Here is a 14,835-nt window from a genome sequence, read left to right as displayed (position 1 = left end):
GTGACACTAACCGCGTTATGATAGATAGCGTCAGATCGACGAAAAGTAGAAAGGGTGCGTGCCGTGACCACCGCCCAGACCACCCAGCTCGACGTCCAGCCGTCCCCGCTCGCCCTCCTGCTGCTCGGCCGCGAGGCCGACCCCCGCAGCGAGCGGGGTGTCGAGTGCCCCGGCGACCTGCCCTCGCCGTCCGACCCGGACCTCATCGAGCGGGCCCGCGCGGCCAAGGAGCGGCTCGGGGAGAAGGTGTTCGTGCTGGGCCACCACTACCAGCGCGACGAGGTCATCCAGTTCGCGGACGTCACGGGCGACTCCTTCAAGCTGGCGCGGGACGCCGCGGCTCGGCCCGAGGCGGAGTACATCGTGTTCTGCGGTGTCCACTTCATGGCCGAGTCCGCGGACATCCTCACGTCCGACGACCAGAAGGTCGTCCTTCCCGACCTCGCCGCCGGGTGCTCCATGGCGGACATGGCCACCGCCGAGCAGGTCGCCGAGTGCTGGGACGTGCTGACGGAGGCGGGGATCGCCGATCAGGTCGTGCCCGTCTCGTACATGAACTCCTCCGCCGACATCAAGGCGTTCACCGGGCGGCACGGGGGGACGATCTGCACGTCGTCCAATGCCCAGCGGGCGCTGGAGTGGGCGTTCGAGCAGGGCTCCAAGGTGCTCTTCCTGCCCGACCAGCACCTCGGGCGGAACACCGCCGTGCGGGACATGGGGATGTCCCTGGACGACTGCGTCCTCTACAACCCCCACAAGCCGAACGGCGGCCTCACCGCCGAGCAGCTCCGGGACGCGAAGATGATCCTCTGGCGCGGGCACTGCTCCGTGCACGGGCGGTTCAGCCTGGAGTCCGTGCAGGACGTGCGGGCCCGGATACCCGGGGTGAACGTGCTGGTGCACCCCGAGTGCCGGCACGAGGTCGTCGCCGCCGCGGACTACGTCGGCTCGACCGAGTACATCATCAAGGCCCTGGAAGCGGCCCCGGCGGGCTCCAAGTGGGCCATCGGAACCGAGCTGAACCTCGTCCGCCGCCTGGCGAACCGCTTCGCTCCCGAGGGCAAGGAGATCGTCTTCCTCGACAAGACCGTCTGCTTCTGCTCCACCATGAACCGGATCGACCTGCCGCACCTGGTCTGGACGCTGGAGTCCCTGGCCGACGGGAAACTCGTCAACCGCATCGAGGTCGACGAGGAGACCGAGAAGTTCGCGAAGCTGGCGCTGGAGCGGATGCTGGCGCTGCCGTAAAGACTCACGACCGGGGCTTAGCACATGCGGGCCCCGGTCGTCATCGTGTGCCACGATCGAGGGAACGGTCTCCGATTTCTCGGACAGGTGATCCCTGATGTCCCAGTCTGGCGAGCGACAGAAAAGGGAGGGGCGTGACATGACTGCCATGGCCCATGAGCCGTTCACGCAGGAAGACATCCTGCTGGAGGGTTTTCTCGCCCTGGGCGTCCCGGAGGGTTTCCGGGCGGAGCTGATCGAGGGGGAGATCGTTGTGACGCCGCCGCCGGACGGGGATCACGAGGACTACATCGGCTTGATCGTGAGCCAAGTGATCCGGAAGTCCCAGGTCGATATGCAGTTCTCGGGGAACAAGGGACTGCAACTGACCGACGGCCACCCCAAAGACCATGTGATCCCCGACGGCACCTTCGCACCCGAGAGCCTGCGCCTCTTCCGTGGCGCCGACTCCTGGATGCCCTCCGACGGCGTCGCCATGGTCTTGGAAGTGACCTCCACCAGGCCCCAAGCCGACCGCGAACTCAAACGCCGCTGCTATGCCCGCTCCGGCATCCCGCTGTACCTCCTCATCGACCGTGACCGCTCCTCCGTCACCCTCTTCAGCGAGCCGGAGAAGGAGGACTACCGCCAGCACACCACCGTGCCGTTCGGTAAGTCCGTCCCCCTCCCCGAACCCTTCGGCTTCGACCTCGAAACCGCCCATTTCCTCTGAGCTACGGCCTCAACGCCCCGTCGAACTGAACCCAGTTCGACCACCCGCCACCCGGCGTGCTCTGTGACCGGTGCCAGATCTGGCCGGAGCTGTTGACGCCGAACAGCTCGATGCGGCCGTCCGCGTTGGTCTCGGCCGCGACCTGTGACAGACCCCCGTCCAACTGGACCCAACTCGACCACGCGCCGCCGATCGTCGTCTGAGACCGCGTCCAGACCTGGCCCGAGCTGTTGGACCCGAAGATCTGCAACCGGCCGTCGGCGTTGCGGGCCGCCGCGATGGAGTCCAGGGCGCCGTCGAACTGGACCCACGCCGACCAGGCACCGCCGGGGGTCGTCTGGGAGCGGTGCCAGACCTGGCCGGAGCTGTTGACGCCGAACAGCTCGATACGACCGTCGGCGTTCGTCTCGGCCGCCACCTGGGAGAGGCCGCCGTCCAGCTGGGTCCAGGCGGACCAACTCGCGCTGCCGATCGCGGTCTGTGTACGCGTCCAGATCTGACCGGCGCTGTTCGCACCGAAGATCTGCAAGCGGCCGTCGGCGTTGCGGGCCGCCGCGATGGACGACAGGGCGCCGTCGAACTGGACCCACGCCGACCAGGCGCCACCCGGTGTCACCTGGGACCGGTGCCAGACCTGGCCCGCGCCGTTGACGCCGAAGACCTCGATGCGGCCGTCCGCGTTGGTCTCGGCGGCGATGGAGCGCAGGGCGCCGTCGAACTGGGTCCAGGCGGACCAACTCGCGCTGCCGAAGCTGACCTGCGCGCGGTGCCAGATGTCGTCCGCGCTGTTGGTGCCGAAGAGTTCGAGGCGGCCGTCGGCGTTGCGGGCGGAGCCGATGGAGGAGCCGAAGGGGGAGACGGCGGCGACGCGGACGGGGGCGGAGGCGGGCGCTGCGGTGGCCGGTGCGGAGAGGCCGAGGGTGGGGGCGGCGAGGAGTGCGGAGGCGATCGCGGCGGAGGCGATCAGGCGGGAGATCCGGCGTCTTGGAAGTGCCATGCGACTGCCCTGCTTTCTGGTCAGGAAAGGGGAACTCACCGGTGCGAGGCGAAAGCGTGGCACGCCTCGCTGTGGGTGGTGAGTCCTGTTCCGGCCAGGCCCGCGGGGGCCTTTCACATCAGTTCGGGTGCGCGGGATCGAGGCTGAAGAGGGTGCCGTCGGGGGTGGGGACGATGAGAGCGCCCCGGGCGAGGAGCGGAACCCGACGGGAGCCGCTGTAGAAGTCGGCCTGGGCGGCCCGGGGCCGGGTCTCCCACAGGAGCTTGCCGGACGCGGCGTCGAGCGCGGCGGCGCGTCCGCTGGCGGTGGTGATGAAGAGGCTGCGCAGGCCGTCGGCGACGGGAGGGGTGGGCCGTTCCAGGGTCGTCGCGGTCTGCCAGCGGCGCGCGCCGGTGAGTGGGGAGACGCCGGTGACCCGGCCGCTGGAGGTGACGAAGCAGAGGACGCCGTGGACCACGGCCGGACTGCCCTGCTGGGGCTCCGCGAGGGTGATGACGCGGGCGGTGCCTGCGGCGGGGTCGACCAAGTCGATCCGGGTGAACGTCCTGTCGTCGTTGAGCTCGGCATAGACGAGTCGGCCGTCGTCCAGGGTCCCGGCGAAGGCCGCCTTCGCCGAGGGGGCGGAGCGCAGGCGGCCGGTCGAGCCGTCGACGGGGTCGACGGTGAACAGGACGCGGTCCGCGCCGGACGCGGTGTGGTAGTTCGTGCAGTCCGCGTGGAGGGCGGTGCCGTCGGCACGGTACTCGCAGCCGTAGCCGACGGGCTGGGTCAGCGTCCACATCTCGTTGCCGGTGCGGGGGTCCCGCGCGGTGACGGCGCCGCCGTCGGGGACGATGACGACCTCGCCGACGACCGTGGGGTCGGCGAGCCCTGCCTGGGACGGGCGGGACCACAGGCGCTTGCCGGTGTCGACGTCGTACGCGGCGACGCGGGAGACCGAGTCGTTCCCGGCGGCGTTCATGATGCTCTCGACGACGAGGAAGGTACGGTCGCGCACGCCGAGCGGGGCGGCGCCGTAGCGATTGACCGCCGCGCCCTCGGGGAGTGCGGCGGCACGCCAGAGCGTGCGGCCGGTGGCCGCGTCGACGCGGACGGGGAAGACCTCGTTGCCCGTGCAGAAGACCGAGTCGGCGCCCTCGACGCAGATCGGCTGCGCGTTGCCGCCGTTGTTCGCGGCGTCCTCCGGGGCCTTCTTCACACCGCGTTCGGCGGTCGCGAACACTGTCGTCTGCCAGGGCTTCCAGTCCGCCGGGAGTTTGGCCCAGCGGTCCGGCGAGGGGCTCGCCGAGGGGGTCGCGGTGTGTGCCTTGCCGTTCATGAGGGGGACGAAGAAGTAGGCGAGGAGTGCGACGGCCAGTACCCCCACGACCCCGGCGAGCAGCGGGAGGCGGCGGGAGCGGCGGCGGGGCGTGGGTGCCTGCGGGGCGGGCTCCGCCGAGACGGGGGCCAGGGAGACGGGGGCCGGGGCCGGGTTCGTCCACGCCGTCTCCGGTGCCGCGTCCCGCAGCATCGTGCGGACCGGGTCCGGCGGCCGGTGCGCGACCGTCAGCGCGTCGTCCGTGTCCCCCTCCGGCAGGGCCGTCACGAACGCCGGGGCGAGGGTGTCGAGGGTGGGGCGGGCGGCCGGGTCCTTGGCGAGGCACAGGGCGAGGGAGTCGTGGAGGGCCTTGGGGACGCCGTCCAGGACGGGCTCGTCCGTGAGCACCTGGTAGGCCGCGATGTACGGGCTCTCCGCGTCGAACGGGCCCCGGCCGGTCGCCGCGTACGTCAGGAGCGCGGCGAGCGAGAAGACGTCCGAGGCGGGGCCGACCGTCCGCGCGTCCGTGAGCTGCTCCGGGGACATGAACGGCGGCGTGCCCATCATGTGCCCGGTCTCGGTGAGCTGCTGGTTCTCGGCGGCCCGGGAGATGCCGAAGTCGATGACCCGGGGGCCGTCGTCCGCCAACATGACGTTCGCCGGCTTCAGGTCGCGGTGGACGACGCCTGCGCGGTGGATGTCCCGCAGCGCCTCGACCAACCCGAGCGCCAGCCTGCGCAGTTCAACGCCGGTGAGCGGACCGTCGTCCCGCACCCGTGCGGCGAGGGAACGGCCGGGTACGTACTGGGTCGCCATCCAGGGGCGTTCCGCGTCCGGATCGGCGTCCACGACCGGGGCGGTGAACGCGCCGCTCACCTTGCGGGCGGCGGCGATCTCCTGCCGGAAGCGGGCGCGGAACACGACGTCGGCGGCGTACTGGTCATGAACGACCTTGACGGCGACCTCCCGCCCGGACCGGGACCGCGCCCGGTACACGACCCCCATCCCACCCGCCCCGAGCCGGTCGACGATCCGATACTCACCGAGCGCCTCGGGATCCCCCTCACGCAACACCACGCCCCGTTCCCCTCCCCCGCACAGCCGTTCCTGATCACAGGATAGGGAAAGGTTGTGGGGGAGGGGACATCGGGAGCGTCGGCGGTTACACGCCTGCCGGTTCCGGTTCCTTCACGGTGTCCGGCGTGACACCCCTCTTCGCCGCCTTCTTCGCCGCCCGCCGCTCCTTGCGGAGTTCCAGCATCGCGTACAGCGTCGGCACCAGCAGCAGTGTCAGCAGTGTCGATGTGATCAGTCCGCCGATCACCACGACGGCCAGCGGCTGCGAGATGAATCCGCCCTCGCCGGTGACGCCGAGGGCCATCGGGAGGAGGGCGAAGATTGTCGCGAGGGCTGTCATGAGGATGGGGCGGAGGCGGTGTCGGCCGCCTTCGATGACGGCCTCGACCACGCCGTGGCCCTGGGAGCGGTATTGGTTGATCAGGTCGATCAACACGATCGCGTTGGTCACCACGATGCCGATCAGCATCAGCATGCCGATCATCGCGGGGACGCCCATCGGGGTGCCGGTGATCAGCAGGAGGCCGATCGCGCCCGTTGCCGCGAAGGGGATGGACACCAAGAGGATCAGTGGCTGAGCCAATGAGCGGAACGTCGCGACCAGGAGCATGAAGACGATCGCGATGGCGGCCAGCATGGCGAGCCCGAGGTTCTTGAACGCGTCGTCCTGGTCGGACGAGACGCCCCCGATCTCGGCGCGGGCACCGTCGGGCAGCTTCAGGGCCTTGATCTTCGCCTGGAGATCGGCGCTGACGGCACCCGTGTTGTCGCCGGTCGGCTTGGCGGTGACCGTGGCGGCGCGCTGCCCGTCGATGCGGGTCATCGACACCGGGCCGTCGACGACGGCAACCGTCGCCACGTCACCCAACTTCACCGGGCCCAGCGGCAGAGCCCGCAGCTCCGCCAGCGTCGTCGCCGGCTTCGCCGAGGTGATGACGACGTCGCGCTCGGTGTCGTCGAGGACGGCCTTCGCCGCCGTCGTCCCGCGCACGGCCTGTGCGACCGCGAGCCCGAGGGTCTGGTCGTCGAAGCCCGCGGCGGCGGCCTTGTCGTTGGCCTTGACGGAGATGCGGGGGACGCTCTGGGAGAGGTCGCTGGTGACGTCGGTGACGTGTTTCAGGGAGGCGACCGCCTTGCGGACTTCCTCGGAGGCGGTGCGCAGGGTGTCCCCGTCGGCCGCCTTGACGACGACGCTGAGGTCCTGCGCGGCGAAGCCGTCCCCGGCGGAGACCGTGGTGGTCCCGGCGCCGCCGAGCTTCTTCAGACCGTCCTCGACGCGCTTCTGGACGTCGGTGTAGGACGCGGAGTCCTCCAGCATGACCTGGTAGGACGCCTGGTTGCTGTCGGTGGCGCCGCCGAAGGCCGCGAGGAAGCCGGAGGAGCCGATGGTGACCTGGTAGTCCTTGACGCCCTTGGTGCCGGCGAGGAGCGCCTCGACCTTCTTCACCTCGGCGTCGGTGGCCGCGAGGCTCGTCCCGGGCTTCAACTCCTGCTTGACCGTGAGGACTTGCTGCTCGCCCTGGTCGAAGAAGTTCGTCTTGAGCAGCGGCGCCATCCCGAACGTGCCGAGCAGGATCACGACCGCGATCCCCACGCTCAGCAGCCGGCGGCCCGTCGCGAACCTGAGGACAGGGACGTACGCCTTCTGGAGGCGGCTGTTCTCCTCCTTCTCCTCGGCGATCCGGCGGGCCTCGGCCGCGTCCTCGGGCGTGCCCTTCGGCGCGCGCAGGAACCAGTACGACAGGACCGGCACGACCGTCAGCGACACGAGCAGCGACGCCAGCAGGGCCGCCGTCACCGTGAGGCTGAAGGAGCCGAAGAGGGCGCCGACCATGCCGCCGACCAGCCCGATCGGCAGGAACACGGCGACGGTCGTCAGCGTGGACGACGTCACCGCTCCCGCGACCTCGCGGACGGCCGTGATGATCGCCGTCTCCCGCTCCTCGCCGTAGCCGAGGTGCCGTTTGATGTTCTCCAGGACGACGATGGAGTCGTCCACGACCCGCCCGATCGCGATCGTCAGCGCGCCCAGCGTCAGCATGTTCAGCGACAGGTCGCGCGTCCACAGCACGATCAGCGCGAGGACGACGGACAGCGGGATCGACACGGCCGTCACCAGCGTCGAGCGGACCGACGCGAGGAAGACGAGGATGACGAGGACCGCGAAGAGCAGGCCGAGCCCGCCCTCGGTGGTGAGGCCCTTGATGGACTTCGAGACGGCCGGGCCCTGGTCGCTGACGACCGTGATCTCGGCGCCGGAGCCCAAGTCCTTGCGCAGGCCCGGGAGTTTGTCCTCGACGGTGTTCGAGATGGTGACCGCGCTGCCGTCGTGGGCCATGGTGACCGACACCGCGAGGCTGGGCTTGCCGTCGGTGCGGGTGATGGAGTCGGCCGGGGCCTCGCCCTCGCGGACGGCGGCGACATCGCTGACCTTGACGGACTTACCGGGAACGCGGAGATCCGCGATCTGCTGGACGGACGTGTAGCCGCCGCCGATCTGGACCGTGCGGTTCGCGCCCGCCTCGTCGAAGGAGCCGCCCGGGAGCGTGACGCCGCCCGCCTGGAGGGCCTGGGCCAGCGACTGGGTGGTCAGACCGGCCGCCGCGAGCTTCGCGTCGTCCGGCGTGACCGTGACCCGCTTGGCGCGGACGCCGGTGACGGTGACCTGGCCGACGCCGTCGATGTCCCGCAGCGCGGGGACGACCGTCGAGTCGAGCTGGTCGGCGAGGGCCTGCTGGTCCTTGCCGGAGGTGACGGCGAGGACGACGGTCGGGATGTCGTCCGTGGACCCCGCGACGACCTGCGGGTCGACGGCGTCGGGCAGCCCGGCGCGGGCGCGGTTCACGGCCTGCTGGACGTCGGCGACGATGCGCTTCGTGTCGTTGCCGTAGTCGAAGGACGCCATGATGACGGCGCTGCCCTCGGAGGCGGTGGAGGTGACGCCGGTGATGCCGTCGACGCCTTCGAGGTTGTTCTCGATGGGCTCGACGACCTGCTTCTCGACGACGTCGGGAGAGGCGCCCTGGTACGGCGCGACGACCGACACGACGGGCAGTTCGATGGTGGGCAGGAGCTGCTGTTTGAGCTGGGGTATCGCGATCAGCCCGAAGACGAGCGCGACCAGCGACATCAGCCCGATCAGGGCGCGTTGGGCGAGGCTGAACCTGGACAGCCGGGACATGGGCGGGAGTTCTCTCTTCTGTGAGCGGCAGAAGCTTTTCCGTGAGCAGCGGAAGCCGTTCTCCAACCCTGGTTCATCGTCACACCGGGTTTTGTCGCTCGGAGGTCCCGTTCCTTATCCGCCGCCTACTCCGCCCGCAGTACGACCGTGCGAACGTCACTCCACCCTCGGGCGTACCAGGCCCGATTCGTAGGCGACGACGACGAGTTGCGCGCGGTCGCGGGCGCCGAGCTTGGCCATGGCCCGGTTGACGTGCGTCTTCACGGTCAGCGGCGAGACTTCGAGGCGCTCGGCGATCTCGTCGTTGGTGTGTCCCCCGGCGACCTGCACGAGGACCTCGCGCTCGCGGACGGTCAGCGCCTCCAGGCGGGCCGCGCGGACGGGGTCCTGCGGGTCGTCGTCGCCCTGCGCGAGGAACCTCGCGATGAGGCCCTTCGTCGCCGCCGGGGAGAGCAGCGCCTCGCCGCCCGCCGCGACCCGGATCGCGTTGAGCAGTTCCTCCGGTTCGCTGCCCTTGCCGAGGAACCCGGAGGCGCCCGCGCGCAGGGACTGCACGACGTAGTCGTCCACCTCGAAGGTGGTCAGTATGACGACCCGCACCTGTGCCAGCGACGGGTCCGCGCTGATCATCCGCGTCGCCGCGAAGCCGTCCGTGCCGGGCATCCGGATGTCCATCAGGACGACGTCGGGGTGCCGCTCCTTCGCGAGGCGCACCGCCTCCGCGCCGTCCGACGCCTCCCCCACGACCTCCATGTCCGGTTCGGAGTCCACCAGCACTCTGAACGCGCTGCGCAGGAGCGCCTGGTCGTCGGCGAGGAGGACTCGGATCGGTGTCATAAGGGGCGCTCCGCCTTGCTGGTCGTCTTGACGGGCAGGATCGCATGCACCCGGAAGCCGCCTCCGTAGCGGGGGCCGGTGGTGAGGGTCCCCCGCAGCGCGGAGACCCGCTCCCGCATCCCCAGCAGTCCGTGTCCTCCCCCGCTCTCCCCCGGCGGCTCGTCGGACGGCGTCCCGTTGTCCAGGACGGTGACCTCGACGTTCGGGCCGACGCGGACGACGCTGACCTCCGCCTTCGCGTCGGAGCCGGCGTGTTTGCGGACGTTCGTCAGCGCTTCCTGGATGACGCGGTAGGCGGCGAGGTCCACGGCCGCGGGGAGGGTGGTGCCCTGGTCCGCTCTCGCGACCTCGACCAGCAGGCCCGCGTTGCGGAAGGTGTCCGCGAGTTCGTCGAGGCGGCCCAGACCGGGGGCGGGCTCGGTGGGGGCCTCCGGGTCGCCGGACTGCCTCAACAGGCCCACGGTCGCCCTGAGTTCGTTCAACGCCGAGCGGCTGGCCTCCCGGACGTGCGCGAGGGCTTCCTTCGCCTGGTCGGGGCGCTTGTCCATGACGTGCGCCGCGACTCCTGCCTGGACGTTGACGAGCGCGATGTGGTGGGCGACGACGTCGTGCAGGTCCCGGGCGATCCTGAGGCGCTCCTCCGCGACCCTTCTCCTCGCCTCCTCCTCGCGGGTGCGTTCCGCTTTCTCCGCGCGGTCCCTGATCGCCTGGACGACGGCTCTGCGGCTGCGGACGGCGTCTCCGGCCGTCGCTCCGATGCCGGTCCAGGCGAAGACGGCGAGGTTTTCCTGCGCGTACCAGGGGAGGGGGCCGGCCAGCATCGCGGCGCCGGTGAGGACGGTGACGGTGAGGACGCCCAGGCGGAGGGTGGTGGAGCGGTCCGTGGACGCCGCGACGGTGTAGAGGGCGATCACCGCCGACATCACGACCGGGGCACGGGGGTCGCCCGCCGTGAGGCACTCCACCAGGGAGAGGCCCGAGGCGACCGCCAGGACCCGGATGGGGGCGCGGCGCCTGAAGATCAGGGCTATCGCGCCGAGGGTCATGAGGAGGAGGCTCAGGGGGTCGGGGGTGCGGATTCCCCAGCTGACGGCTCGGTCGCCGTGCGGCTCCACGAAGCTGCCGGCCAGCATGCACACGAGGACGCCGGCCGCGAGGGTGGCGTCCAGGGCGAGGGGGTGCGCCTTGAGGTTGCCGCGGGCGCGGTCGAGTGTGCTCACGTTGCCAAAATACGGCGGGGATTGTGGGGGTGGGAATCTGTCGGGTGCCGGGTGCGGGTTGTCTGCGTCGTAGGGCCTAGGCCCAGGTTCCTTCCGCATTACTGCTGCGGGCCGATCTCCGTTCCCTCCCGCCCCTGCCAGCATTTCCCCATGACTCACTCCTGGCCTTCCCACCTCGACGTCGGTGCCGTCCGGTTCGCTCGGCCCACCGCTCACTACGACGACGTTCTCGTGTTCTACCGGGATGCGCTGGGGCTGCCGGTGCTTGCGGAGTGGCGGGATCACGACGGGTATGACGGGGTCGTGCTGGGGTTGCCGGGGGCGCCGGTGAACATGGAGCTGCTTCAGCATCGCGGGAGCGGGATTCCCGAGGCTCACCCCGAGAATCAGCTCGTGCTGTATCTGCGGGGGCCGGAGGCGTTGGCGGCGGCTGTCGCGCGGCTCGTCGAGCGTGGGCACAGCCCTGTTCCGCCGGCCAACCCCTACTGGGACCGGCACGGGGCTGTGCTGTTCGAGGACCCGGACGGGTGGGTCGTCGTGCTGGCGCCCTGGGTGTTCGGGGAGGAGAGACCGCCGGGGGCTGTCAGCCGGGGATGAGGCCGTCGTCGTTCAGCATGGCGCGGACCTCTTCGAGGGTCGCGTCGGGGCCGGGGAGGATGAGGTCCGAGGGTTCCAGGGCGTCGTCCGGGAGCGGAGCGCCCAGGTGGCGGACCGCGTCCAGGAGGGCGGTGAGGGTGTGGCGGAACGCGGGCTCGTCGCCGGATTCGAGTTCGGCGAGGAGTTCGTCGTCCAGTTCGTTCAGGTCGGGGAGGTGGCTCTCCGCCAGCTCCACCTGGCCTTCCCCCATGATCCGTACGATCATGTCGCCCTCCTTGGCGTGGCCCCTACTGCTTGTCGAAGCGGGGGGTGTCCTTCGGCTGCTGGCCGGTGCCGCCCTCGATGGCCTGCTGGGCGGCGGACGGGCCTCCGGCCAGCTCGGCCTTCATGCGCTGGAGCTCCAGCTCTACATCCGTACCACCGGAGAGGCGATCCAGCTCGGTCTGGATGTCGTCCTTGGCGAGGCCCGTGGGGTCGTCGAGGGCGCCCGAGGCGAGGAGTTCGTCGAGGGCGCCGGCGCGGGCCTGGAGCTGGGCGGTCTTGTCCTCGGCGCGCTGGATCGCCAGGCCGACGTCGCCCATCTCCTCGGAGATGCCGGAGAACGCCTCGCCGATCCGGGTCTGGGCCTGGGCGGCGGTGTAGGTCGCCTTGATGGTCTCTTTCTTCGTGCGGAACGCGTCCACCTTGGCCTGGAGGCGCTGGGCCGCGAGGGTGAGCTTCTCCTCCTCGCCCTGGAGGGTGGAGTGCTGCGTCTCCAGGTCGGTGACCTGCTGCTGGAGCGCCGCGCGCCGGGAGAGCGCCTCGCGGGCGAGGTCCTCGCGGCCGAGGGCGAGCGCCTTGCGGCCCTGGTCCTCCAGCTTGGACGACTGCGACTGCAACTGGTTGAGCTGGAGCTCCAGGCGCTTGCGGGAGGTGGCGACGTCGGCCACGCCCCGGCGGACCTTCTGGAGCAGTTCCAGCTGCTTCTGGTACGAGTAATCGAGGGTTTCGCGCGGGTCCTCGGCCCGGTCAAGGGCTTTGTTCGCCTTCGCGCGGAAGATCATCCCCATACGCTTCATGACACCGCTCATGGGCTTCGCGCGCCCCCTTCTGACAGACTCCAGCTCACGATCTGCGACAGAACCCACAGTACGGGCCCTGCCTCCATTGACGCACTGTTCCGGGACGGATGCGCTCCTCCCCAAGGACGACTGCGCCCGCCCCCGATCCGGCGTAAGGAGTAGGTGGACCCCTTGGTCACCGCCCTCGCCTTACAGGACGTCCGGCGTTGCCGGATCGTTCCCCGCCCGACTGGGGTCCATGCGTCCGGAACGCTTACCCTTGGGTTTTGTGTTCCGTAGCCGCGCCACCAAGGACGAGAAGGCCGCCGCCGTAGAGGCGCCGGCCGACTCCACGCAGACCCGAGACCCGCAGGCCCCCAAGGGCCGGCCCACGCCGAAGCGCAGTGAGGCCCGTTCCCAGCGCCGCAGCGTCTCCAACACGCCGATGACGCGGAAGGAGGCGGCCCAGCGACAGCGCGAGGAGCGCCGGCGTCAGCTGGACAAGCAGCGCGAGGCGCTGGCCGGCGGTGACGAGCGGTACCTGCCCGCGCGCGACCAGGGCAAGGTCCGCAGGTTCACCCGCGACTTCATCGACTCCCGGCTGAACGTCGCGGAGACGTTCCTGCCGATGGCCGTCGTCATCCTCGCGATGAGCATCGTGCGCGTGGCCCAGCTCCAGACGCTGTCGCTGCTGCTGTGGCTGGTCCTGATCGTCATGATCGTGCTCGACTCGGTCGTCATCACGTTCCGGCTGCGCAAGCAGCTCACGGAGCGCTTCCCGGAGGAGTCCCACAAGGGCGCCGTGCCGTACGCGCTCATGCGTTCCCTCCAGGTGCGCCGGCTCCGCCTGCCGAAGCCGCAGGTCAAGCGGGGGGCGAAGCTCTGAGCGCTACGCCGTCGTTCTCAGGGGACGCGGCCGAGGCCTGGCTGGACCGGCTGGGCGGGCTGCGGGACGTCGTCCGTCAGGAACTGGTCGCACGCCAGCTCGACGAGCAGATAGCCGGGCGGTACTCCGTCGGGCGGCGGCTGCGGGTGCTGGACGTCGGGATGGGGCAGGGCACGCAGGCGCTGCGGCTGGCCCGGCTCGGGCATCAGGTGACCGGCCTCGAACAGAACCCGCTGATGCTGGCGACCGCCCGTGAGGCGCTCGCGGGTGAGCCGGAGGGCATCCGGGAGCGGGTGCGGATCATAGAGGGTGACGGCCGGGAGACCGGCGTGCACTTTCTGCCGGGGAGCTTCGACGTCGTCCTGTGTCACGGCGTGCTGATGTACGTCCCCGATCCGGACGCGCTGCTCGCCGGGCTCGGGCGGATGCTGGCGCCCGGCGGGATGGTGTCCCTCCTCGTGCGCAACGGCGACGCGCTCGCGATGCGGCCGGGGCTGTCCGGGGACTGGGTGACCGCGCAGGCCGCGTTCGACTCCGTCGACTACACGAACCGGCTGGGCCTCGATGTCCGGGCGGACCGTCTCGCGGCGCTGACCGACGCGCTCGGGGGGATCGGGGCGCCGCTTCAGGCGTGGTACGGGGTGCGGGTGTTCACGGACGCGGCTCCGGACGACGCGATGGTGCCGTCGCCGGAGGAGCTCGCGCCGCTGCTGGCGGCGGAGGAGCGGGCGGGGCGGACGGATCCTTATCGGAGGGTCGCCGCGCTGTTGCACCTGTGTGGGGTGCGGGGCTGAGAGTTGCCGCCCGGTGAGGGTTCCCACCGGGCGGGCGCAGGTCAGGAGTCGGCCGGGTGCAGGCTCATGGGGCCGTAGATCTCCGTGGTGTCCTCGAACAGCCGTACCTGGTCGGCGCCGCCTTCCGCGAGCGCCTGCCACTGTTCTCCGATCCAGGACTCGGCGTCCCCCTGCGTGGTGAACTCCTCCGGTTCCACCGCGGGCTGGACCTCCGTCCCGTCGGCCTTCTCGAACCGCCACGTCCATGCCGCCATGTACGCCTCCTGGGTCTGATCTTGGTCCGGTTGCCCAGAGTATGTGGTTCGGGGGGCGGGGCGAAGGGGGCTTCCTGGTTGTTCCTGCGGGCAGTCGCATTTCGTGGCGCGCGTGCGGTCCCCCTTCAGGTGAAAATCGGTCCGTGGAATTGACTCTGCTCGGTACCGGTGCCCCCGCCGGGCTTCCCCGGCCCGGCTGTCCCTGTGCTGTCTGCGCGCTGTCTCTCGGGGAGGCCGCTCGGGCCGCGACCGCCGTGCTCGTGGACGGGGCTCTGCTGCTCGATCTCACGCCCGGCGCCGCGCTCGCCGCCGCTCGGGCCGGGCATTCGCTGAGCGGGGTGCGGCAGGTGCTGTTGTCGCATCCGCACGCCGGCCCGGCCGTCGAGGTCCCCCTGGGCCTCCCCCGTCCCGGACGCGTCCCGGACGGGCGGGAGCTGGCCCTGCTGACGGGGCATCGGGTGCGGGCGGTGGCGATGGACGCCGGGGGGACGGGGTACGCGGTGACCGGGCCGGACGGGCAGCGGCTGCTGTATCTGCCGCCGGGGGGAGCGCCTGCGGGACTGGAGGAGTCCGAGCGGTACGACCTGGTCCTCCTGGACGTCGTCGGGCGGCCGGACGCGCTCGCGCGGCTGCGGGCGGTGGACGCCGTCGGGCCGGCGACGGACGTCGTCGCCGTCCACCTCGATCACGACGTC

Annotated in this window: 14 protein-coding genes and 1 pseudogene; 6 read left to right on the top strand and 9 right to left on the bottom strand. The window is 70.8% G+C overall.

What is annotated here, in order from left to right:
• Positions 1-63: 63 nt before the first annotated feature.
• Both nadA and ACVNF4_RS08750 read left to right on the top strand, forming a co-directional pair.
• Positions 64-1,248 carry a quinolinate synthase NadA gene (gene nadA / locus ACVNF4_RS08755; RefSeq protein WP_461802127.1) on the top strand — a complete coding sequence of 395 codons (1,185 nt, stop codon included), beginning with the start codon at positions 64-66 and terminating at the stop codon, positions 1,246-1,248.
• Between the two features lie 139 nt (positions 1,249-1,387).
• Positions 1,388-1,960 (top strand): Uma2 family endonuclease, encoded by a 573-nt coding sequence (locus ACVNF4_RS08750; protein WP_461802126.1) that lies wholly within the window; start codon positions 1,388-1,390, stop codon positions 1,958-1,960.
• A gap of 1 nt (position 1,961) precedes the next feature.
• Here ACVNF4_RS08750 and ACVNF4_RS08745 read toward each other — a convergent pair whose 3' ends face one another.
• The 5 genes from ACVNF4_RS08745 to ACVNF4_RS08725 all read right to left on the bottom strand — a co-directional run bounded on the left by ACVNF4_RS08745 (position 1,962) and on the right by ACVNF4_RS08725 (position 10,569).
• Complete coding sequence (locus ACVNF4_RS08745; RefSeq protein WP_461802125.1) at positions 1,962-2,957, bottom strand: PLL family lectin; 996 nt, start codon at positions 2,955-2,957, stop codon at positions 1,962-1,964.
• 118 nt (positions 2,958-3,075) lie between these two features.
• Positions 3,076-5,331, bottom strand: coding sequence for a serine/threonine-protein kinase (locus ACVNF4_RS08740; protein WP_461802124.1), 2,256 nt, complete (start codon positions 5,329-5,331; stop codon positions 3,076-3,078).
• Between the two features lie 85 nt (positions 5,332-5,416).
• Positions 5,417-8,512 carry an efflux RND transporter permease subunit gene (locus tag ACVNF4_RS08735; RefSeq protein ID WP_461802123.1) on the bottom strand — a complete coding sequence of 1,032 codons (3,096 nt, stop codon included), beginning with the start codon at positions 8,510-8,512 and terminating at the stop codon, positions 5,417-5,419.
• Positions 8,513-8,668: 156 nt separating this feature from the next.
• Complete coding sequence (locus ACVNF4_RS08730) at positions 8,669-9,349, bottom strand: response regulator (protein WP_461802122.1); 681 nt, start codon at positions 9,347-9,349, stop codon at positions 8,669-8,671.
• Complete coding sequence (locus tag ACVNF4_RS08725; RefSeq protein WP_461802121.1) at positions 9,346-10,569, bottom strand: sensor histidine kinase; 1,224 nt, start codon at positions 10,567-10,569, stop codon at positions 9,346-9,348. Before ACVNF4_RS08725 ends, ACVNF4_RS08730 begins: the two co-directional genes overlap by 4 nt.
• A gap of 150 nt (positions 10,570-10,719) precedes the next feature.
• Here ACVNF4_RS08725 and ACVNF4_RS08720 point away from each other — a divergent pair, with 150 nt between their 5' ends.
• Positions 10,720-11,166, top strand: coding sequence for a VOC family protein (locus ACVNF4_RS08720; RefSeq protein WP_461802120.1), 447 nt, complete (start codon positions 10,720-10,722; stop codon positions 11,164-11,166).
• Here the strand turns inward: ACVNF4_RS08720 and pspAA are convergent.
• Together pspAA and ACVNF4_RS08710 are read right to left on the bottom strand one after the other, a co-directional pair.
• On the bottom strand, positions 11,153-11,431 hold the full coding sequence (pspAA, locus tag ACVNF4_RS08715; protein ID WP_461802119.1) for a PspA-associated protein PspAA: 279 nt from the start codon (positions 11,429-11,431) through the stop codon (positions 11,153-11,155). The genes ACVNF4_RS08720 and pspAA overlap by 14 nt on opposite strands.
• A 22-nt stretch (positions 11,432-11,453) precedes the next feature.
• Positions 11,454-12,236, bottom strand: coding sequence for a PspA/IM30 family protein (locus tag ACVNF4_RS08710; protein WP_461802118.1), 783 nt, complete (start codon positions 12,234-12,236; stop codon positions 11,454-11,456).
• A gap of 229 nt (positions 12,237-12,465) precedes the next feature.
• Here ACVNF4_RS08710 and ACVNF4_RS08705 point away from each other — a divergent pair, with 229 nt between their 5' ends.
• Positions 12,466-13,092: a DUF3043 domain-containing protein gene (locus ACVNF4_RS08705; protein WP_461802117.1), complete on the top strand. Its 627-nt coding sequence runs from the start codon at positions 12,466-12,468 to the stop codon at positions 13,090-13,092.
• A gap of 17 nt (positions 13,093-13,109) precedes the next feature.
• On the opposite strand, the gene ACVNF4_RS08700 is transcribed toward ACVNF4_RS08705, so the two are convergent.
• The gene (locus tag ACVNF4_RS08700; RefSeq protein WP_461802147.1) at positions 13,110-13,298 is read right to left on the bottom strand and encodes a hypothetical protein; all 189 of its coding nucleotides are present in this window, start codon (positions 13,296-13,298) and stop codon (positions 13,110-13,112) included.
• Between ACVNF4_RS08700 and ACVNF4_RS08695 the strand changes: the two genes are divergently transcribed.
• The gene (locus ACVNF4_RS08695; RefSeq protein WP_461802146.1) at positions 13,233-13,886 is read left to right on the top strand and encodes a class I SAM-dependent methyltransferase; all 654 of its coding nucleotides are present in this window, start codon (positions 13,233-13,235) and stop codon (positions 13,884-13,886) included. The two genes, ACVNF4_RS08700 and ACVNF4_RS08695, sit on opposite strands and share 66 nt — an antisense overlap.
• A 41-nt stretch (positions 13,887-13,927) precedes the next feature.
• Here the strand turns inward: ACVNF4_RS08695 and ACVNF4_RS08690 are convergent, their stop codons facing one another.
• On the bottom strand, positions 13,928-14,140 hold the full coding sequence (locus ACVNF4_RS08690; protein ID WP_461802116.1) for a hypothetical protein: 213 nt from the start codon (positions 14,138-14,140) through the stop codon (positions 13,928-13,930).
• A 143-nt stretch (positions 14,141-14,283) separates the two neighbouring features.
• Between ACVNF4_RS08690 and ACVNF4_RS08685 the strand changes: the two are divergent.
• Positions 14,284-14,835, top strand: a pseudogene (locus tag ACVNF4_RS08685) (bifunctional adenosylcobinamide kinase/adenosylcobinamide-phosphate guanylyltransferase); the annotation flags it as partial.

The sequence above is a fragment of the Streptomyces sp. S6 genome (assembly GCF_054880855.1).
This window is presented reverse-complemented; position numbering and strand designations above follow the sequence as displayed.

What these genes read in the sequence shown, in the direction of transcription:
- ACVNF4_RS08710 (WP_461802118.1), bottom strand. Translation starts at nt 12,236, where the DNA reads ATGAGCGGTGTCATGAAGCGTATGGGGATGATCTTCCGCGCGAAGGCG.
- ACVNF4_RS08705 (WP_461802117.1), top strand. Translation starts at nt 12,466, where the DNA reads ATGCGTCCGGAACGCTTACCCTTGGGTTTTGTGTTCCGTAGCCGCGCC.
- ACVNF4_RS08750 (WP_461802126.1), top strand. Translation starts at nt 1,388, where the DNA reads ATGACTGCCATGGCCCATGAGCCGTTCACGCAGGAAGACATCCTGCTG.
- ACVNF4_RS08720 (WP_461802120.1), top strand. Translation starts at nt 10,720, where the DNA reads ATGACTCACTCCTGGCCTTCCCACCTCGACGTCGGTGCCGTCCGGTTC.
- pspAA (WP_461802119.1), bottom strand. Translation starts at nt 11,431, where the DNA reads ATGATCGTACGGATCATGGGGGAAGGCCAGGTGGAGCTGGCGGAGAGC.
- ACVNF4_RS08690 (WP_461802116.1), bottom strand. Translation starts at nt 14,140, where the DNA reads ATGGCGGCATGGACGTGGCGGTTCGAGAAGGCCGACGGGACGGAGGTC.
- ACVNF4_RS08745 (WP_461802125.1), bottom strand. Translation starts at nt 2,957, where the DNA reads ATGGCACTTCCAAGACGCCGGATCTCCCGCCTGATCGCCTCCGCCGCG.
- ACVNF4_RS08730 (WP_461802122.1), bottom strand. Translation starts at nt 9,349, where the DNA reads ATGACACCGATCCGAGTCCTCCTCGCCGACGACCAGGCGCTCCTGCGC.
- ACVNF4_RS08735 (WP_461802123.1), bottom strand. Translation starts at nt 8,512, where the DNA reads ATGTCCCGGCTGTCCAGGTTCAGCCTCGCCCAACGCGCCCTGATCGGG.
- ACVNF4_RS08700 (WP_461802147.1), bottom strand. Translation starts at nt 13,298, where the DNA reads ATGCCCGAGCCGGGCCAGCCGCAGCGCCTGCGTGCCCTGCCCCATCCC.